Origin of the sequence: Borborobacter arsenicus (assembly GCF_003934165.1) — a bacterium.
Lineage (GTDB): Bacteria > Pseudomonadota > Alphaproteobacteria > Rhizobiales > Rhizobiaceae > Pseudaminobacter > Pseudaminobacter arsenicus.
This window is the reverse complement of record NZ_ML133509.1, coordinates 365878-384984: the sequence shown is the minus strand read 5'-3', so window position 1 is coordinate 384984 and position 19107 is coordinate 365878. Positions and strand designations below refer to the sequence as shown.

Annotated in this window: 13 protein-coding genes; 5 read left to right on the top strand and 8 right to left on the bottom strand. The window is 63.0% G+C overall.

Features of this window, described 5'->3' with window-relative positions; translation table 11 throughout:
- Positions 1-44: 44 nt before the first annotated feature.
- From EET67_RS03365 to EET67_RS03350, 4 genes are all read right to left on the bottom strand, one after another.
- Positions 45-2495: a GcvT family protein gene (locus tag EET67_RS03365; protein ID WP_128624802.1), complete on the bottom strand. Its 2451-nt coding sequence runs from the start codon at positions 2493-2495 to the stop codon at positions 45-47.
- Complete coding sequence (locus EET67_RS03360) at positions 2492-3673, bottom strand: pyridoxal phosphate-dependent aminotransferase (protein WP_128624801.1); 1182 nt, start codon at positions 3671-3673, stop codon at positions 2492-2494. Before EET67_RS03360 ends, EET67_RS03365 begins: the two co-directional genes overlap by 4 nt.
- 181 nt (positions 3674-3854) lie before the next feature.
- Positions 3855-6305, bottom strand: coding sequence for a GcvT family protein (locus EET67_RS03355; protein ID WP_128624800.1), 2451 nt, complete (start codon positions 6303-6305; stop codon positions 3855-3857).
- A 21-nt stretch (positions 6306-6326) separates the two neighbouring features.
- Positions 6327-6932 (bottom strand): helix-turn-helix domain-containing protein, encoded by a 606-nt coding sequence (locus tag EET67_RS03350; RefSeq protein WP_128624799.1) that lies wholly within the window; start codon positions 6930-6932, stop codon positions 6327-6329.
- A 148-nt stretch (positions 6933-7080) separates the two neighbouring features.
- Between EET67_RS03350 and EET67_RS03345 the strand changes: the two genes are divergently transcribed.
- The gene (locus tag EET67_RS03345) at positions 7081-7791 is read left to right on the top strand and encodes a nitroreductase (RefSeq protein ID WP_128624798.1); all 711 of its coding nucleotides are present in this window, start codon (positions 7081-7083) and stop codon (positions 7789-7791) included.
- A 15-nt stretch (positions 7792-7806) separates the two neighbouring features.
- Here EET67_RS03345 and soxG read toward each other — a convergent pair whose 3' ends face one another.
- Genes soxG through EET67_RS03325 form a run of 4 tightly spaced genes read right to left on the bottom strand, consistent with a single transcriptional unit; the run spans position 7807 to position 12954 of the window.
- Positions 7807-8394, bottom strand: a complete 588-nt coding sequence (gene soxG / locus EET67_RS03340) for a sarcosine oxidase subunit gamma family protein (protein WP_128624797.1) — start codon at positions 8392-8394, stop codon at positions 7807-7809.
- Entirely contained in the window at positions 8387-11383 is a 2997-nt protein-coding gene (locus tag EET67_RS03335; protein WP_128624796.1) for a sarcosine oxidase subunit alpha, read from the bottom strand. Before EET67_RS03335 ends, soxG begins: the two co-directional genes overlap by 8 nt.
- Positions 11380-11682: a sarcosine oxidase subunit delta family protein gene (locus tag EET67_RS03330; protein WP_128624795.1), complete on the bottom strand. Its 303-nt coding sequence runs from the start codon at positions 11680-11682 to the stop codon at positions 11380-11382. Before EET67_RS03330 ends, EET67_RS03335 begins: the two co-directional genes overlap by 4 nt.
- A 12-nt stretch (positions 11683-11694) precedes the next feature.
- Positions 11695-12954, bottom strand: a complete 1260-nt coding sequence (locus tag EET67_RS03325) for a sarcosine oxidase subunit beta family protein (protein ID WP_128624794.1) — start codon at positions 12952-12954, stop codon at positions 11695-11697.
- Between the two features lie 215 nt (positions 12955-13169).
- Here EET67_RS03325 and EET67_RS03320 point away from each other — a divergent pair, with 215 nt between their 5' ends.
- From EET67_RS03320 to EET67_RS03305, 4 genes are all read left to right on the top strand, one after another.
- Complete coding sequence (locus EET67_RS03320) at positions 13170-15617, top strand: mechanosensitive ion channel family protein (RefSeq protein ID WP_128624863.1); 2448 nt, start codon at positions 13170-13172, stop codon at positions 15615-15617.
- 141 nt (positions 15618-15758) lie between these two features.
- Positions 15759-16022 carry a hypothetical protein gene (locus EET67_RS03315; RefSeq protein ID WP_128624793.1) on the top strand — a complete coding sequence of 88 codons (264 nt, stop codon included), beginning with the start codon at positions 15759-15761 and terminating at the stop codon, positions 16020-16022.
- A 214-nt stretch (positions 16023-16236) separates the two neighbouring features.
- On the top strand, positions 16237-17676 hold the full coding sequence (locus EET67_RS03310; RefSeq protein ID WP_128624792.1) for a UbiA family prenyltransferase: 1440 nt from the start codon (positions 16237-16239) through the stop codon (positions 17674-17676).
- A complete protein-coding gene (locus EET67_RS03305) occupies positions 17673-19025 on the top strand; it encodes an FAD-binding oxidoreductase (protein WP_128624791.1) in 1353 nt (450 codons plus the stop codon). The genes EET67_RS03310 and EET67_RS03305 overlap by 4 nt, the downstream gene beginning before the upstream one ends.
- Positions 19026-19107 lie beyond the last annotated feature (82 nt).

Genomic DNA, 19107 nt, shown 5'->3' with positions numbered 1-19107 from the left:
TCGGAATATTCCGAAAACCGGTCCCCACTTTTCGGTCCGATGCTTTACATGCGTACCCGTTCCGCCTTCGGATCATACATCGGCTTGAGCGAGGCTTCGGCGGAAAAACGTTCGCCGGCGATCTCGATCTCATAGGTCGAGGACAATATCTGTTCCTCGCTTTCACCCTTTGCCGGCACATAGCCGAGGCCGACCGCGCCGCCGAGATGATGGCCGTAATTGCCCGAGGTGATGGTGCCGACGATCTCGCCGTCGCGCACGATCGCCTCATTGTGGAAAAGCAGCGGCTCGGGGTTCGTAACGCGGAACTGGACGAGCCGGCGTGACAGGCCGGCTTGCCTTTTGGCAAGCACCGCGTCGCGGCCAATGAAGTCGCCCTTGCCGGTCCTAACCGCAAAACCGAGTCCGGCTTCCAGCACATGGTCCTCATCGGTGATGTCGTGGCCGAAATGGCGGAACGCCTTTTCGATGCGGCAGGAATCCAGCGTATGCAGGCCGCAGAGTTTCAGGCCGAATTCGCGTCCGGATTCCTCCAGCGCCTCGAAGACATGGGCGGCCTGGTCAGTCGAGATGTAGAGTTCCCAGCCCAGTTCGCCGACATAGGTGACGCGGTGGGCGCGCGCCAGCCCCATGCCGATCTCGATCTCCTGCCAACTGCCGAAGGGGTTGTGCTGGTTTGAGAAATCGTTCGGGCTGACTTTTTGGATCAACTCGCGCGACTTCGGCCCCATCAGGCAAAGCACGGATTCGGCTGCGCTCACATCGGTGATCACTACGAACTCGTCGTCAAGATGCTTTCGTAGCCAGGCAAGATCGCGCTGCAGGGTGGCGCCGGGTACGACCGCGAGAAAAGCGGTTTCCGACAGGCGCGAGATGGTGAGGTCGCTTTCGATGCCGCCGCGATTGTTCAGCATCTGGGTATAGACGATGCGACCGGGCGCGACGTCGAGATCGTTGGCGCACAGACGCTGCAGGAAGGCGAGCGCGTCGCGCCCCTCGATCCTGATCTTGCCGAAGGAAGTCATGTCGAATAGGCCGACATTATTGCGCACCGCCAGATGTTCCTCGCGGTTGTTGTCGAACCAGTTCTGCCGCTTCCAGCTGTAGCGGTATTCGCGTTCCTGGCCTTCGCGCGCGAACCAGTTGGCACGCTCCCAGCCGGTAACTTCGCCGAACACCGCGCCGCGCGCCTTCAAATGTTCGTGGATCGGCGAGCGGCGCACGCCGCGCGAGGTGGTGACCTGCCGATAGGGGAAGTGATCAGCATAAAGCAGGCCGAGCGTTTCTGAAACGCGCTCCTTGAGATAGGCGCGGTTCTTCTGGAAAGGCTGGGCCCGGCGGATATCGACCTCCCACAGGTCGAAAGGCGCTTCGCCGTCATTGATCCACTGCGCCAGCGCCATGCCCGCTCCACCGGAGGAGACGATGCCGACGGAATTGTAGCCCGCTGCGACCCAATAGCCTTTGAGTTCCGGCACTTCGCCGAGATAGTAGCGGTCGTCCGGCGTGAAGCTTTCGGGGCCGTTGAAGAAGGTGTGGATGCCGGCGCTAGCCAGCATCGGCATGCGGTTTACGCCCATTTCGAGGATCGGCTCGAAATGCTCGAAATCCTCGGGCAACTGATCGAAGCAGAAATCTTCGCGAATGCCTTCCATGCCCCACGGTTTTGCCCTGGGCTCGAAGGCGCCCAGCATCATCTTGCCGGCGTCTTCCTTGTAATAGGCGCATTCGTCCGGAACCCTGAGCACTGGCAGGCGCGACAGGCCGGGAATGGCCTCGGTGACGAGGTAGAAATGCTCGCAGGCGTGAAGCGGCACGGTCACGCCCGACATGGCGGCCAGTTCGCGCGCCCACATGCCGGCGCAGTTGATGACGATGTCGGTTTCGATCGTGCCCTGGTCCTGCCCTTGCGCCCAGGAAACGCCGGTGACGCGGCCGTCCTTCTGGTGAACGGCAGTGACTTTCACGCCTTCGACGATCTTGGCGCCGCGCTGGCGCGCGCCCTTGGCAAGGGCCATGGCGATGTTGGCTGGGTCGCACTGGCCGTCGAGCGGCAGATGCACGGCACCGACCACATCCGATACATTGAGATGCGGATACATCTCCTTGACTTCGCTGGGAGAAATCTCGCGCACATCGACATCGAAGGCGCGCGCCAGCGAGGCCTGGCGATAGATTTCGTGCTTGCGCTCCTCGGTCAGCGCCACGGTGATCGATCCGACCTGGCGCATGCCGGTGGCCACCCCGGTCTCTTCCTCCAGCTTGACGTAGAGGTCGGCCGAATATTTGGCGAGCCGCGTCATGTTCTGCGAGCCGCGCAACTGGCCGATCAGCCCCGCCGCGTGCCAGGTGGTGCCGCAGGTAAGCTGCTTGCGCTCCAGCAGCACGATGTCGCTCCAGCCGAGCTTGGCCAGATGATAGGCGACCGAGCAGCCCGAAACACCGCCGCCGATGATGACGGTGCGGGCCTTGGCGGGGATGGATTGCGCACTCATTCAGACAGGCTCCGATAGGTGGCGGCAAAGCGCCGGATGCGTAGGGCGGCTTCGGTGAGAACGGGTTCGGGCTGGCAAAGGCTGATGCGGATATGGCCGCTTGCCGCCTCGCCGAAGCTGGAGCCCGGCATGACGGCAAGCTTCTCGCCTTCCAGCAGCGCCCAGGCGAATTTCTCGCAGTCGGGCTCGATCCGGCTGATGTCGAGCATGACATACATGCCGCCTTCCGAACCGCGGACGGTGACATTGTTGAGGCCGCATATGGCATCGAGGAACACGGTGCGCCGCGCGGCATAGCGCTCGGCGATTTCCTTGACGCCATAGGCATTTTCCAGCGCCGCGACGGCGGCCCGCGAGACGAAATCGGTCAGGCCGTAGGTGGTGACGAGGTTGAGATTGACGAGCAGCGCGATCAGGTCGCGCGGTCCGGTCAGCCAGCCGATACGCCAGCCGGTCATGCCGTGGCTTTTCGACATGGAATTGATGACCAGCGTGCGCTCGGCCATGCCGGGCAGGGCGCGCGGCGAAACATGCTCGCCACCGCCAAGCGTCCAGTAGACCTCGTCGGAAAACAGCCACAGATCGTGCGTGCGGCAGATTTCCGCGATGCCATCCAGCGTGGCGCGCGAATAGACCGCGCCGGTCGGGTTGTTGGGCGTGTTGATGAGCAGCGCCCGCGTCTGCGGGGTAATGGCGGCCGCGATATCTTCCGCGCGCGGCTGGAAGCCGTCTTCCGCGCGGGCTTCGACCACCGTGAAGCTGGCGCCGGCTGCGCGGAACGTGCCGGGATAGGTGGCATAATAGGGCGCAACGACGATGGCGTGGTCGCCGGGGTCGAGCACCGCCTGTGCCGCCGCATAAAGCGCCTGCTGCCCGCCCGGTGTCGCAATCACCTCGTCGGCGCTGGTGGCAACGCCGGTGCATTGGGTGGAGACGCGCGCCATTGCCTCGCGCAGGCGGGGAATGCCGGGAAGCTGGGTGTAGTGGTGATAGCCGCCGCGCACGGCGCTGACGCAGGCTTCGACGGTTTCAGAAGGCGTGTCGAAATCATGGTCGCCGACCGACAGCATGATGATGTCCTCGCCGGCCTGGTGGCGCGTCATGGCGGTGAAATGCACCTCCCAGCCGTCCTTGCCGGAAGGCACGATGCGGGAAATGCGGGAAGAGGGTTTTGGCATGACTAGATTTCCATATCGCTTCGGCAAGCACCCCCACTCCGCCTCGCTTCGCTCGGCACCTCTCCCCCTGCCCGGGGGAGAGGAAGCACGGCGGCTAGGCAGGCTTCCTTCCTCTCCCCCGTCGAACGGGGGAGAGGTGGTTTGCGTAGCAAACCGGAGTGGGGGTCGAACATGAGCGCTCTCAGCTTCTCAGCCTCTCATTGAGCGGGTCCCAGAGTGGCTTGTCTTCCTGCACGATGGCAGGGCAGCTTTCGCCGAAGATCTCGACCTCGATCCTGGTGCCCGCAACGGCAAGGTCGGCCCGGATCATGCCGAGGGCAATGGATTTGTCCACCCGGTTGCCGAACCCTCCTGACAAGGTTTCGCCCACCACTTTTCCGTTGTGCCACAGCGTCGACATATAGGGCGCGTCGCACTCACCGGCCTCGACCACAAGCGTGACGAAGCGCTTGGTCTCGTCCCGCTGCTTTTCCTGTTCAAGGGCGGCCTTGCCCCGGAAAGCGGGCTTGTCCCATTTGACGAAACGCTCCAGCCCACCTTGCAGCACGGTGTAGTCGGTGGAGAGTTCCTGCTTCCAGGCGCGGTAGCCTTTTTCCAGCCGCAGGCTGTCGAGCGCAAACATGCCGAAGGGCTTCAACCCGTGTTTCTGGCCGGCCTGCCAGACTGCATCGAATATGGTGGCGGTGTCCTCGATCTTGGTGTGGATTTCCCAGCCCAATTCGCCGGCAAAGGAGACGCGCACGAGCTGGCACCAGCGGCCTGCGATCTGTACCGACTGATGCGAGAGCCAGGATTGCGTTAGGTCCGCATCGGTGATTTCCGCCAGAATGGCGCGGGACTTCGGCCCGCTGAGGATCTGGCAGGAGAAATCATCGGTCACGTTTCTCAATGAGATGCCGGATGCTTGCGGCAGGTTCTTCTGCAGCCATTCGAAATCATGCAGTTCGGCCGCGGCTGCGGTGATCAGGAAGAAGAAGTCCTCCTTCAGCGCCATGATCGACATCTCGGTGACGATGCGCCCGCCCTCGTCGGCGAAATAGCCAAGGCCGATGCGCCCCGGCTTTGGCACCACGCCGGTGATCATCGAGGACAGCCACTCGCGCGCGCCCGGACCCTCGAGGCGAAAACGTGAGAAGCCGGGTAGGTCGAGTACGCCGGCGGCATCCCTGACGGCGAGGCATTCCTCGCGGATACGCTTTTCCCAGGGGCCGGCGCGGTTGAAGGTCTGGGTGGAGGCCTCGGACGTATCGTCGCCCGGCGCGGCGTACCAGGTCGCGCGCTCCCAGCCATTATAGGCGTCGAACTGTGCGCCAAGGGCAGCGATGCGGTCGTGGATGGGGGAGAACTTGCGGTTCCTGCCCGCCGGCCAGGCGTGATGCGGGAAATGGATCGCATATTCGTTGCCGTAGACCTCCATGCCCTTGGCCACGCAATAGTCGTGGTCGGCGGCAAAGGCGGTAAAGCGGCGCGGGTCGCAGGACCACATGTCCCACTCGGTCCGGCCTTCGGTCACCCATTCGGCCAGCACCTTGCCGGCGCCGCCGGCCTGAGCGATGCCAAAGGTGAAGACGCAGGCCTCGAAGGCGTTGGGCACGCCGGGCATCGGCCCGATCAGCGGGTTGCCGTCGGGCGCATAGGGGATCGGTCCGTTGATCATCTTGGAAAGCCCGGCGGTGCCGAGGATAGGCACACGCTCGGTGGCGTCCTTGAGGTGCCATTCCAGCCGCTCCAGATCGTCGGGATAGAGCTGGAAGGAAAAATCCTCCGGCATCGGATCGTCAGGCGTGGCCCAATGGGCGCGGCAGTTCTTTTCGTAAGGGCCGAGATTCATGCCGTTCTTTTCCTGCCGCAGATACCAGGAGGTATCGACGTCGCGCAGCAGCGGCAGCTTGTGGCCGGCTTCCTTCGACCAGGCGGCGAGTTCGGGGATTTCCTCGAACAGGATGTATTGATGGCTCATCACCATCATCGGCACGGTGCGGCCAAACAGCCTGCCGACCTCTTGCGCGCGGTAGCCGGCGGCGTTGACCACATATTCGCAGCGGATCTCGCCATGCGGCGTCGTCAGCACCCATTCGCCGTTTTCGCGCCTTGCCGCCGTGACCGGGCAGAAGCGGACGATTTTCGCGCCCATGTCGCGCGCGCCCTTGGCCAGCGCCTGGGTGAGCTGTGCGGGGTCGATGTCGCCATCACTCGGATCATGGAGCGCGCCTTGCAGATCGTGCGTCTCGATGAAGGGGTAGCGGCTCTTGATCTCGTCAGGCCCGACCACCTCGATATCCATGCCCTGATAGCGGCCCATGCCCCTGGCGCGCAGGAATTCGCGCATGCGCTCCTTGCTGTGGCCGAGCCGCAGCGAACCTGTGACATGGTAGTTCATCGGATAGTCGACCTCTTGCGCCAGCCCGCGATAGAGCTCGGTCGAATAGCGCTGCATGTTCATCAGCGACCAGGAAGTCGAGAAGGTCGGCACATTGCCGGCCGCATGCCAGGTCGAGCCGGAGGTCAGCTCGTTCTTTTCCAGAAGCACGCAATCGGTCCATCCGGCCTTGGCCAGATGATAGAGCGACGAGACGCCGACCGCGCCGCCACCGATGACGACCACGCGCGCCGTTGATGGAATATCGGCCATTTCCTGCTCCTCCCTTAAGTCTCAATAAACTGGCGGCGAGATCACCCAAATCACCACCGCGGGTTCGTTTCCCGGGTTTTTCCAGCGGAACGGCTTGCCGGCGAAGGAGAAGCTGTCTCCTGCGGCCAGCTGATGCCAGCGCCCGTCGATCTCGATGTCGAAGCGGCCGGAAACGACATAGCCGGCCTCTTCCGTCGGACGCCGCGCCGATGCTGCCAGCTCGGCGCCGGCTGCGAATTGGGAGCGCACCATCTCGAAGCTGCCGCCAAGGTCGGGCGATAGAAGCTCTTCGACCAGGCCGGTATCGCTGCTGCCAAGCGGCCGGCGCCTTCCGGCGCGCACGATGACGCCGCGCTCGGCCTCGTCAGCCACATCATGGCCGAAGAACAGGCTGACCGGAACGCCGAACAGGTCGGCGAGCGCGCGAAGATCGCTGATCGAGGGGCGCGACAAGCCGCGCTCGACCTGGCTCAGCCAGCCGACCGAACGGCCAAGCTGGAGCGCGATTCCCGATAGCGTGAGCCCACGGGATTTGCGCAGCGCGCGGATATCGCGCGCCAGAAGCTCATCGGCGCTCAGGAAGCGGTTTTCAGCGAGTTCTTCCTGCGGGGCGAGCGAGACCGTCATGAAAAAACCTTTCAGAATTTCATATGAGAGCAAATTGATGAAAAATTCAACCTGAATTTCATGCAAGTCAGGTATAACTTGCGGCGGGCGGCCGGGTCGTGCAAATGCTGCACTGCGGCGAACAGGCCGCGTCGAGAAGGAACCATCCATGTTGTCACGAGGAACCGTAGCCAGTTCGCAGGGCGCCGGCGAGATCGTTGATGAAGCCATCGTCTCTCGCCGCTCGGTGCGCGCCTTCCTGCCCACGCCGGTGGACGAGGAGACGATCCGAGACATATTGCAGGTCGCGGCACGCGCGCCTTCCGGCACCAATATGCAGCCGTGGAAGGTCTATGTGACGACCGGTGAGACCAAGCAGCGCATTTCCGATGCCATCCTGAATTCCGGCATCCGCGCCGAGAAGGCGACCTGGGACGAGTACAAATATTACCCGGACCAGTTCTTCGAGCCCTATCTGCAGCGGCGGCGCGAGAACGGTTTCGGGCTCTACAGTGTGCTTGGCATCGGCCGGCGCGAGGTCGAGCGCATGCGCGCGCAGCATGACCGCAATTTCGTGTTCTTCGACGCGCCGGTCGGCATGATCTTTACCATCGATCGGCGGCTGAACAAGGGCTCCTGGGTCGACTACGGCATGTTCCTGCAAAACATCATGATCGCAGCGCGGGCGAGGGGCCTGCACACCTGCCCGCAGGCGGCCTTCGCGCCCTATCACCAGCAGATCAGGCCGGTGCTCGGCATTCCCGACGAGGAGATCGTGGTGTGCGGCATGGCACTCGGCCATGAGGATACGTCCAAGCCCGAAAGCACCTTCCGCACCAGCCGCGCACCGCTGGACGAATGGGCCGTCTTTGTCGACTGAGACCCAACCCCGCTCTTACTGGACCTCGTATCCTACCTCTTCGCTTGCCCGGCATAGAGCTTGCCAGAAGCTTCTGGCGAAGGAGCGGAAGACGTAAAGTTCGAACTGTGTCGGCGCGCTGCGCTGGATATGCACGAAAATCTCGTGATGGACGGTCGAGCGGCCGGCGCCGATGGGAAAGGCGGTCGCGGAAAAGTCGATCGCGAAGAATTTCGACAGCACCCATTCGGCCTTTGGTCCGGCAATGCGGATCGCCGTGCGGCCATGCGAGAGGTCAGTGACCGTTCCCGTCTCGATGTCGAGCGCCTGCGTAAAGCGTTCGGCCAGGCCCTCCTGCTCATCGATGACAAGGAATTTTCCCGGAGCGAAGCCGAAGGCTGCACGAGCCTCGCCGGGGGCACCGCCGCCGGCGCCATCCGGCAGCTTCAGGCCGGCAACCGCCTTGATTGCCTGTAGCACCGCTTTCTCCTTGCCGGCCCAGGCGGCAAGCTGGACGATCGATCCGGGCGCGCTCTCGCTCAGATAGACGCCGATGCCGGCGGCGAAATTGCCATGCGAGCCCGGTTGCCACACCGGCTTCAATGGTGATTCCTGCTCAACCATGCATGCGGCTCCCTTCGGGATCGTAGAAATGGTGGCTGACGATCTCGATGGGACCGAAGCGCCTGCGCAGCGGATCGGAGACGAAGGCGCGGCTGCCGTGCCGTGCCTTGCCGCCGCTCACCAGCGCCAGCCCGATATATCGCCCGAGCACAGGCGAATAGCAGGCGGCCGTGAGATGGCCGATCGAGCCATGCGGGTTGGCCTCGTCCAGATGCTCGACAATATGCGCGCCGCCGTTGAGCGGCCGGTTGTCGAGCGAGATTATGCCGACAAGCTGGAGCCGGTCTTCCGCTAGCAAGCCCTCGCGATCCATCATCGCCGAGCCGATGAAGGGCTTTTTCTTCGACAACATCCAGTCGAGATGCAGGTCGCGCGCGGTGGTGCGGCCGTCGATCTCGGCGCCGGTGACGTGGCCCTTTTCGATCCGCATCGTGCCCAGCGCCTCCAGCCCATAGGGCACGATGCCGAAATTCTCGCCCCCCTTCATCAGGGTCGCCCAGACATGGGTGCCGTGGCCGGCGCCGCAATAGACCTCATAGGCAAGCTCACCGGAGAACGAGAGGCGACAGATCATCACTGGCGCGCCGTCGATCTCGCCATGCACGATGCCCATGAAGGGCAGGGCGTCGTTATCCACGGCGGTTCCAGTGACACAGGCCGCCAGCACCTCCCGTGATTTCGGACCCGAGATCGCGGCCCCCGCCCATTGGTCAGTGACGGAGGTGAGGTGGACCCTGAGTTCCGGCCAGACGACATCGAGCAGATATTCCAGATGCTGCATGACCTTGCCGGCATTGGCCGTGGTGGTGGTCATGAGGAAATCATGCTCGCCAAGCCGCCATGTCGTGCCGTCATCGAGGACAAAGCCATCCTCGCGCAACATCAGCCCATAGCGCGCCTTGCCGACCGCAAGCGTGGAAAACATGTTGGTGTAGACGCGGTCGAGGAAAGCCGCGGCATCCGGCCCCTGCACGGCGATCTTGCCCAGCGTCGAGACATCGACCAACCCGACGCCACCACGCACGGCCTTCGTTTCGCGCACATAGGCCTGTTCGACGGTTTCTCCGGCAAGGCCATAAATCATCGGGCGGTGCCACAGGCCGGCGGCATAGAGCGTCGCGCCATTCTCGACATGCCAGTCATGCATCGGCGTCAACCGCTCGGGGCGGATGTCGCCATAGCGTTCGGCGGCCAGCGCTCCCACCGACACGGGCGCAAAGGGCGGGCGAAAGCGAGTCGTGCCGACTTCGGGGATCGGCTTGCCGAGCGTCTCGGCCATGATGGCAAGGCCCGGCACGTTGGAGGTCTTGCCCTGGTCGGTCGCCATGCCGAGCGTTGTGTAGCGCTTCAGATGCTCGACCGAGACGAAGCCTTCGCGATGGGCAAGCCGCACATCGTCGGCAGTGACGTCGTGCTGGTGGTCGACAAAGGCTTTCCCGGGCGCCTTAATCTCAAAGATCGGGGCGGGGCAAGGATCAAGCGAATCTGCATCGGCAATGGGGAGGTCGCCCGGCTCGGCACTCTTGGAGTCTGCTGCCTTGGCACCAGCGGCATGGCCTTGTGAAATCGCTTCCTGCGTGGAGAAACTGCCGGTGATGGCCCCGGCAGCGAGCCATTTTTGCGTCGGCTGCGGCGGCAAGAATGCCTGTAGTTGCTCAATCCAGACAGGCTTCAATCCGGCCTGGCTGGCGAGATGGATGGTTGGCGACCAGCCGCCCGACACCAGCAGGCAGTCGGCATGGAGACTGCGCGGATCGCCGGACACCGAGGCTGTCGCAATGTCGAAGGGCTGGACTTTTATGCCCGAGACTTGCTTGCCGCCCTCGGTCGCCACGACGGCATGGCCGGTCAGATGCTCGCCGACGACGCTCGCCGCGATCTGGCGCGCTGCGTCGGAAACCTCGCGGCGTAGGTCGATGATGGCGACGATGGCAGCCCCGGCTTTTTTCAGCGCGTGAGCGGCCCGGTAGGCGCTGTCATTATTGGTGAAGATGGCGATCTTCTCGCCCGGCAGCACGCCGAACTGGTTGACATAGCGCCGTGCTGCATCGGCCAGCATCACGCCGGGACGGTCATTGCCGGGAAACACCAGTGGCCGCTCCAGCGCCCCGGTCGCCAGCACTACGGTCTGCGCGCGGATGGTCCAGTGGCGATGGCGCGGCTCGCCCTTTGCGGGCGCGCTCTTGTGGTCGGTGACGCGCTCGACCGCCGCAAGCGTGTTGTCGTCATAATAGCCCCAGACGGTGGTGCGCGGCAGCAGCCGGACGTTTTCAAGAGCCTTCAGCTTGCCGACGGCCGAGCTTGCCCATTTCGCCGCCGGCATGCCGTCGATCGCCTCATCGGACCAGTTGGCCGAGCCGCCCGGAACTGCTTCGAGTTCCGCAAGGATGACTCGCGCGCCGCTTTCCGCGGCCGCTTGCGCTGCCATCAGCCCGGCAGGGCCGGAACCAACCACCAGCACGTCGCAGAATGCGTTCATGCGCTCGTAGCGCGCCGGGTCCTTCTCCAGCCCGGCGCTGCCGAGGCCGGCGGCGCGACGGATGAAATATTCGCACGCCATCCACAGGCGCGTACCCTTCAGCGGGCCGATGACCGGTCCCATGAAGGTCTTGTAATAGAAGCCCGCGCTCAGAAGCCTGCCGCCAAGCTGGTTCAATGCGCCGATGTCGTAGGAAAGCGTGGGAAAGCGGTTCTGGCTCTCGGCTGTCAACCCGTCGAATATCTCCACCGTGGTGGCGGGGATGTTCGGTTCGCGCACGCCGCCATTTACGATGGTCACCAAGGCATTTGGCTCGTTGACACCGGCGGTCATGACTCCGCGAGGCCGGTGATATTTGAACGAACGGCCGAACAGCGTGACACCGTTGGCCAGCAGCGCCGAAGCCAGCGTGTCGCCGGCATGGCCGGTGAACTGGTGGCCGTCGAAGGTGAAGCGGATGGTGCGCTGGCGGTCGATGCGCCCGCCGGCAGTGGCGCGGCGCGGGCTCATGCGTGGGCTCCCGGCTTGCGGTGGCGTTCGGATTTGCGGTGTCCCGCATCACGAGCGAAAGAGACTTCGGTGACAACATGCGTCAGCGTGTTGCGCGTTACGCGAAGATGAGCACGGCAGCCGCCGGAATGCTGCCAGATTTCATGATGGTCGCCGGCCGGATTGAGCCGATCATAGACATATTCGTTCCATGCCGCCTGGTCCGTTGAGGCGGGATCGGGGCGGGTGCGGTTGCCGTCGCCCTGATAGGTGTATTCGCTGACGTTGCGCGGGCCGCAATAGGGGCAAGTAATCAGCATCTGGAATTCCGCTCAGTGAAGCCGAGGGGTTGAGCCCTGGCCCTTGTCGTCGATGAGGATGCCGCGATGGAAGCGGTCAAGCGTGAAGGCTGCGTTGAATTCGTGCGGCTCGTCGCGGGCGATGGTGTGGGCGAAGCACCATCCGGAGGCGGGGGTGGCCTTGAAGCCGCCATAACACCAGCCGGCATTCAGATACATGCCGGGCAGGGGGCCGGTGGTGATGATGGGTGAACCGTCCATCGACATGTCGCATACCCCGCCCCATGAGCGCAGCACGCGCACGCGCGCCAGGCTTGGAAACAGCGCCAGCATCTCGCTCATGACATCTTCCATGACCGGCAGGCTGCCTCGCTGGGCGTAGCTGTTGTAGCCGTCGAGGTCGCCGCCATAGATCAGCCCGCCCTTATCGGATTGCGAGGCATAGAAATGGCCCATGCCGAAGGTGATGACCGTGTGCAGGAAGGGTTTGAGCGATTCCGACACGAAGGCCTGCAGCACATGGCTTTCGATCGGCAGGCGCTCGATGCCGGCAAGCTTCATGACATGGCCGGTATGGCCGGCAACCGCCACCGCGACCTTGCTGGCGCGGATTTCGCCGCGCGTCGTGGTGACGCCGACCACGCGGTCACCATCGCGGAGGAAGCCGGTGACTTCGCAATTTTCGATGATGTCGACGCCGCGCCGATCGGCCGCCCGCGCATAGCCCCAGGCAACCGCGTCGTGGCGCGCCGTGCCGGCCCGCCGCTGCATCAGCCCGCCGATGATCGGGAAGCGCGCCGATGCTGACATGTCGAGGCCGGGCACCAGCCGCTCGATCTGGGCAGGCGTCATCAGTTCGGCGTCGATGCCCTCATGGCGCATGGCGTTGCCGCGTCGCGCATAGTCATCGAGCTGGCCCGGCGTGTGCGCCAGGTTGAGGCAGCCGCGCTGCGAGAACATCACATTGTAATTCAGCTCATGGGAGAGGTTTTCCCACAATTTCATCGAGTGCTCGTAGAACCGGCTGTTTTGCGGCAGGAGATAGTTGGAGCGCACCGCTGTCGTGTTACGGCCGACATTGCCGGAGCCGAGCCAGCCCTTTTCGAGCACGGCGACATTGGCGATGCCGTGCTCCCTGGCAAGATAATAGGCGGTTGCCAGGCCATGCCCGCCGCCGCCGACCACGATCACCTCATAGGAAGGCTTTGGGTCGGGCTTGCGCCAGGCCTGCTTCCAGTCCCGGTTTCCGTTCAGCGCGTTTTTCAGGAGCGAGAAAGCCGAATATTCCGCCATGCATCTGGTCCAGGTGAGATAGGCCGGAGACTATAGAGCAGGCGAAGCCGCGAAAGCCAATATTGCGCCATGGCTTTTCATGACGCCGACCTGTTGCCCCGCTGTCCCGCCATCTTTATCACTATCGGACCCTTTTGCAGCCGGTTCGTGAGCCAGTGAGTCGCCCCGACAGACGATTGCGTGGAATTTTGTGCCGCCTTGTTGCGCTTCTGGCGATGCTGTTTGTGGCCGCCGGATGGCCTGACGCAGCGCTTGCGCAGGCTGTAACGCCGGCCAATGGAACGACCGGTGGGGTCGTTGCGGAACAGCGCCAGACGATCGAGAGGCTCGCAGCCCAGCTCGACACGATCGAAAAGGAAATCGAAGCCGGCGGCGAGGACGAGGAAGGCCTTGTCGAGAACCGGGCCGAACTGGAGACGATCGGCAAGTCTCTGCTGGGCAGCGGCGTGGCATTCCGGCCAAGGCTGACAGAAATCAACTCACGCATCGAGCAGCTGGGCCCCCCGCCGGCTGAGGGCCAGCCCGCCGAGCCCGAACTGGTTGCGAAGGAACGTCAGGCGCTGACCACCGAAAAGGCCGAAATCAACGTCCTTCTCGGCAATGCCGAAGACTTATCGGTTCGCGTCCACGGACTGATCAACACGATCTCGACACTGCGGCGCGAGCTTTTCACCACCATGCTGACCAAGCGCTACCGGCTTGGCGACGCATTCAGCGGCGAGGTGGGAGGAGCAGTCCAGCACGAGTTTGGCGCGCTCTATAAATCGATATCGTCCTGGCTGCGCTTTGTCGTCCAGTTCAAATACAATGCGGTGCTGACGGCGACATTCCTGGCGCTGCTGGCCGCAGCCGCATTGCAATTCGGCGGAAAACGCCTCTTTCGCCGGCTATTCTACCGCGACGCGGAAGACGAAGATCCGTCCTATCTCTCCCGGCTGTCGGTTGCCTTCTGGTCGACGCTTCTGCCAAGCATCGCCGTCAGCGTGTTCCTCAACGCGACCATTGGTCTTTACAATTATTTCAATGTGTTGCGTGGCGATATTGGCGTCCTGCTTAACGGCGTAGGCGTCGTCATCTTCATAGCCTTCTTCGTCAACCGGCTCAGCCATGCGGTGTTTTCGCCGGATATGCCGGCATGGCGGCTTCTGCCGATCGAGCCAAGGCCCGGCCGCCTGCTGGTCTGGCTCATGACGATAATGGCGCTGGTGGTCGGGTTCGATTATCTGATGGGCGTCATCAGCGAAACGCTGAGTTCGCCGCTTTCCGTCACCATCCTGAAAAGCCTCGTTGCCGCGATAACCGTCGGCCTGCTCCTGGTGCTGATAGGCACCGTCAGGCCCTTTGCCGATGAAGAAGGAGCGCCGCGCCCATGGCCGCCAACGCTGCGCTTCCTGTTCTATTTCCTCGGGGCGGTAACCATCATCTCGGCACTGTTGGGCTATGTCAGCTTCGCGCAATTTGTGTCGCGGCAGATCGTCATAACCGGCGCCATCCTGGCAACCGCCTATATAGGCTTCCTGTCCTCGCGCGCTATTGCCGAAGAGGGCAGTTTCGCCAACACCGCCGTCGGCCGCCGTCTGCAGGAACGCTACGGCACTGACGAGACCATGTTCGACCAGCTTGGCCTGGCCGCAAGCGTCCTGATCAACATACTGATTGTCGCCGTCCTGTTGCCGCTGGTGCTGTTCCAATGGGGCTTCCAGCCGGGCGATATTGCCACCTGGCTGGACAAGCTGGCGACCGGCTTCAAGATCGGCAGCTTCTCGTTCTCCCCCTTCGCCATCGTCACGGGGCTGATCGTCTTTGCCATCGGCTACTTCCTAACCAGATGGTTCCAGGGCTGGCTGGACGGCTCGGTCATGGCGCGCGGCAAGGTCGACACCGGCGTGCGCAACTCGATCCGCACTGTGGTCGGCTATGCCGGTCTGGCGATTGCTGCGCTGATCGGCATTTCGGCGGCGGGCATCGACCTTTCGAATTTTGCCCTTATCGCCGGCGGCCTGTCGCTCGGTATCGGCTTCGGCCTGCAGAATGTGGTGTCCAACTTCGTCTCCGGCCTGATCCTCCTGGCTGAGCGCCCGTTCAAGGCTGGCGACTGGATCGTGGCAGGCGCGGTATCGGGAACGGTCAAGAAGATCAGCGTGCGGGCGACCGAAATCGAGACCTTCCAGCGCCAGACGGTCATCCTGCCCAACTCCGAACTGATCAACAGTGCCGTTGGCAACTGGACGCACCGCAACAAGCTCGGCCGCATCGAGGTCAAGGTCGGCGTCGCCTATGGCTCCGACGTCAGGCGTGTACATGAAATCCTGCTGGAGATCGCCCGCAACCATCCGCTGGTGCTCAAGAACCCCGAGCCCTTCGTGCTGTTTGCCAATTTCGGACCGGCCGCGCTTGAATTCGAGATTCGCGCCTTTCTGGCCGATATCAACAATGGCAGCGGCGTCCAGAACGATATCCGCTTCGCAATTATCGACGCATTCGAAGGCGCCGGCATTCCCATTCCCTCAACGCCCCGTTTCATCGAGCCGCCGCCGGAACCCAAATGGCCCGCCGACGATGAGAAGGCCGAAGCACAGCATTACGAGGCCGAGCAGGCCAAGGCCCGGCAGGCGGCCGAAGCGCGACCGCGCCGCCGGTCGAAACGCCCCGACCCGGAATAACCCCGCGGGGCGGGGCCTTTGCCAAATTTGGCATGAATGTGTCATTCAGTTGCCGTTCAGCTTGCAACTCATATAAGGTCGCTGCAAAGGCGGCAGTGCCTTGCGAATGGCAACAGAGGCGGTGGGAACACCGACATTGCGATGATGAGATTTCTTCTTGCGGCGGGCGCTCTTGTCCTTGCCGGCAACACGGCCTTTGGCGCAAGCGCGATCAACAAGGACACCGAGCCGCGCACGCTGATCGTCACTGAAGGCGGCAGCAAGACCGAGCTTGCCCTTGCGGCTGGCGAAACCGTGGAGTTCTGCGCCAATGGCTGTTTCGTGACCATGCCCAATGGCGATCGCGAAGCACTGACCGGCAGCGAAACCATCGAGATTTCGGGCGGAGTGGCCCGTATCAAGTAAGTCGGCTCGAGTAGGATAGAAACAGGGAAGGCCGGGCAAATGTCCGGCCTTTTACTGTTTTCGGTAGCAGGCACTTAACGATGGCACGCAAAATTTGCGTCCGGCCTGTTTCTGCAACTGCTCGTTTAACCTTCCCTACCGCTATGGTCGCTATACCCCATGCCCAGACGCCGGCGAACGGCGCAACATCGAAACGGGGCAGGGCGGGCGAACAATGGATGCGCGATCCGACAATAGCGCGATACCGCTTGCCGTCGATCTGGACGGCACGCTGATTGCAACCGATCTTCTCTGGGAAGGTCTGTTCCTGCTCGTTCGCAAGAACCCGCTTTTCCTGTTTATGGTCCCCTTCTGGCTAGCCAAAGGCCCCGCCCGTTTGAAACAGGCGATTGCCGAACGGGTGGACATTGACCCGGCAGCCCTTCCTTATCGCGATGCGGTTGTGGCCCGTCTGCGGCAGGAGCACCAGGCCGGTCGTGAGATCGTTCTGGCCACCGGTACGCCACGCAAATTCGCCGAGGCTGTAGCGGCTCATCTTGGTCTCTTCGATTCCGTTCTGGCCACCGATGGCGCCGAGAATCTGACCGCCGGCCGCAAGCGCAGTGCGCTGGTCGCCGCCTATGGCGATGGCGGCTTCGACTATGCCGGCAACAGCCGGCACGACCTCAAGGTCTTCGATGCTGCCCGCAAGGCGATCGTCGTCGCTCCCGACAGGCAGGCGGCGCGTTGGCAGGCTGAGCATGGCTGCGAAACCGTCGCCGCGCCGAAGGTGACCGTGCGAACGGTCGCCAGGATGCTGCGCATGCATCAGTGGCTCAAGAATTCGCTGATTGCCGTGCCGATGGTGTTGGCGCACGAATATTTTGACGAACGGATGCTGCTGGCCTGTCTGCTCGCCTTCATCTCCTTCAGTACGGCGGCTTCGGCCATCTATATCGTCAATGATTTCTTCGATCTGGGGCTCGACCGGCGCCACCCGACCAAGCGCAATCGGCCCTTTGCCAGCGGTGCCTTGTCCATTCCCTTCGGCCTCGTGTCGATTGTCGTCCTGCTCGCTGTCAGCATCGGCGCTGCCCTATTCCTGCCGGTGGCATTTGCGCTGGTGCTGGCCGGTTATCTGGTTGCGACTACCGCCTATTCGCTGGCGGTCAAGCGCATGCTACTGATCGACGTCCTGATGCTTGCGGCCCTCTATACGGTGCGCATCCTCGCCGGTGCGGCCGCCACCGGGGTCAACGTCTCGTTCTGGCTGCTGGCCTTCTCGATCTTCTTCTTCCTGTCGCTGGCGCTGGTGAAGCGCTATGTCGAACTGCGTTCCTCGGTGCTCGTGCCGGGCGAGCGTATCGCAGGCCGCGGCTATCGCGCGGAGGATCAGGAAATCATCGCCCAGGCGGGCATGGCTTCGGCATTCTCGTCGGCGCTGGTGCTGGCGCTCTATATCGATAGCGCAGCGGTGCGCGAACTTTATCCGCATCCCTGGATGGTGTGGCCGCTGGCGCCGATCGTGCTCTACATGACGATGCGGGTCTGGATCCTGGCGCGCCGTGACGAGATGCATGACGATCCTGTCGTCTTCATCATTCGCGACTGGCGCAGCCAACTCGTGGCGCTGGGTGGCGGCCTGCTGTTGGTCGCGGCCGGGTTATGGCCATGAGCGACGTTTATGCAAGCTTTGGGATGGCCACGCCAGCGGCCGGACAGGCAATGGCGGCCGGCGACGCCATCGGCCTGCTGAAAGGCGGCGCTGCGGCGCCCGCGTCGTTGCTGGCCTATGGTAATGGCCGGTCCTACGGCGATACCTGCCAGAACGGTGCCGGCAGCATCGTCGAAATGCGCTCGCTGAGTCATATCCTTTCTTTCGATGCCGCGACCGGATTGCTGGAGGCCGAAGCCGGCACGCTGCTTTGCGACATCATTGCCCATGTCGCGCCGCATGGCTTCTTCCCGGCAGTGGTGCCGGGCACGCAATTCGTCACGCTTGGCGGGGCGATAGCCAATGATGTGCACGGCAAGAACCACCACCGACGCGGCACCTTTGGCTGCCATGTCGAGTCCTTCACCTTGCTGCGTTCCGATGGCAAGACCTACAATTGCTCCAACACCGAGAACGCGCCCCTGTTTCGTGCGACGATCGGCGGGCTTGGCCTGACGGGACTGATCCTGACGGCGACGATCCGCCTGATGCGCGTGCCGTCGCTCGACATTCTGGAACGGGTGGCGCCATTCCGCGACCTTGGCGAATTCTTTGATAGTGTCGAGGAAGCAGAATCGGCCAACGAATATGCAGTCGCCTGGATAGACCAACTGGCGGCGGCGCATGGGGCAGGGCGTGGCCTGCTGATGATCGGCAATCACGCCGCGTCCGGTGCTCGTTCGGCTGCAGGCGCAAAAAGCCTGCTCGGTGTCCCGTTCCAGCCGCCTGTCAACCTGCTCAACCGGCCGGTTCTCAAGGCTTTTAATACGGCCTACCGCATGCTGAAGGGCAGGCAGAACGAACCGCATGACGTTGCCTACCAGAAATTCTTCTTCCCGCTCGATGGCCTCAGCAACTGGAACCGCCTCTACGGGCCGCGCGGCCTGTTCCAGCATCAAAGCGTGGTTGCAGAAGAAGCTGCCCGAACAGCCATTCCCGCCTTGCTGGCTGCGACAAAAAAGGCGGGGCAGAGTTCGTTCCTGACCGTGTTGAAGCGCTTCGGTGCGGTGCGTTCGCCCGGCCTGATGTCGTTTCCGCGGCCCGGCTATACGCTGACGCTGGACTTCCCCAATCGCGGAGCCTCGACGCTGGCGGTGCTGAAAGAGCTGGACGCCATAACGATGGACGCTGGCGGCGCGGTCAATCCCTACAAGGACGCGCGCATGAGTGCCGAGACTTTCGCCGCCTCTTTTCCGGGTTGGCGGGAACTGGAAGCACTGCGCGATCCGGCTTTCATGTCGAGTTTCTGGATGCGGACAGCCGGGCGGCTTGCCTTGACGAAGACGAACATTCCGCAGGCGGCCGAATGAAAAGGGCCAGCCCCGGTTATCAATGAACAACGATATTCAGAAAGAAATGCGCTCGTTGTTTCACGGAATATTTTCGAGTTTA

What these genes read in the sequence shown, in the direction of transcription:
- soxG (WP_128624797.1), bottom strand. Translation starts at nt 8,394, where the DNA reads ATGGTTGAGCAGGAATCACCATTGAAGCCGGTGTGGCAACCGGGCTCG.
- EET67_RS03345 (WP_128624798.1), top strand. Translation starts at nt 7,081, where the DNA reads ATGTTGTCACGAGGAACCGTAGCCAGTTCGCAGGGCGCCGGCGAGATC.
- EET67_RS03320 (WP_128624863.1), top strand. Translation starts at nt 13,170, where the DNA reads ATGCTGTTTGTGGCCGCCGGATGGCCTGACGCAGCGCTTGCGCAGGCT.
- EET67_RS03350 (WP_128624799.1), bottom strand. Translation starts at nt 6,932, where the DNA reads ATGACGGTCTCGCTCGCCCCGCAGGAAGAACTCGCTGAAAACCGCTTC.
- EET67_RS03335 (WP_128624796.1), bottom strand. Translation starts at nt 11,383, where the DNA reads ATGAGCCCGCGCCGCGCCACTGCCGGCGGGCGCATCGACCGCCAGCGC.
- EET67_RS03315 (WP_128624793.1), top strand. Translation starts at nt 15,759, where the DNA reads ATGATGAGATTTCTTCTTGCGGCGGGCGCTCTTGTCCTTGCCGGCAAC.
- EET67_RS03355 (WP_128624800.1), bottom strand. Translation starts at nt 6,305, where the DNA reads ATGGCCGATATTCCATCAACGGCGCGCGTGGTCGTCATCGGTGGCGGC.
- EET67_RS03360 (WP_128624801.1), bottom strand. Translation starts at nt 3,673, where the DNA reads ATGCCAAAACCCTCTTCCCGCATTTCCCGCATCGTGCCTTCCGGCAAG.
- EET67_RS03325 (WP_128624794.1), bottom strand. Translation starts at nt 12,954, where the DNA reads ATGGCGGAATATTCGGCTTTCTCGCTCCTGAAAAACGCGCTGAACGGA.
- EET67_RS03330 (WP_128624795.1), bottom strand. Translation starts at nt 11,682, where the DNA reads ATGCTGATTACTTGCCCCTATTGCGGCCCGCGCAACGTCAGCGAATAC.
- EET67_RS03365 (WP_128624802.1), bottom strand. Translation starts at nt 2,495, where the DNA reads ATGAGTGCGCAATCCATCCCCGCCAAGGCCCGCACCGTCATCATCGGC.
- EET67_RS03305 (WP_128624791.1), top strand. Translation starts at nt 17,673, where the DNA reads ATGAGCGACGTTTATGCAAGCTTTGGGATGGCCACGCCAGCGGCCGGA.
- EET67_RS03310 (WP_128624792.1), top strand. Translation starts at nt 16,237, where the DNA reads ATGGATGCGCGATCCGACAATAGCGCGATACCGCTTGCCGTCGATCTG.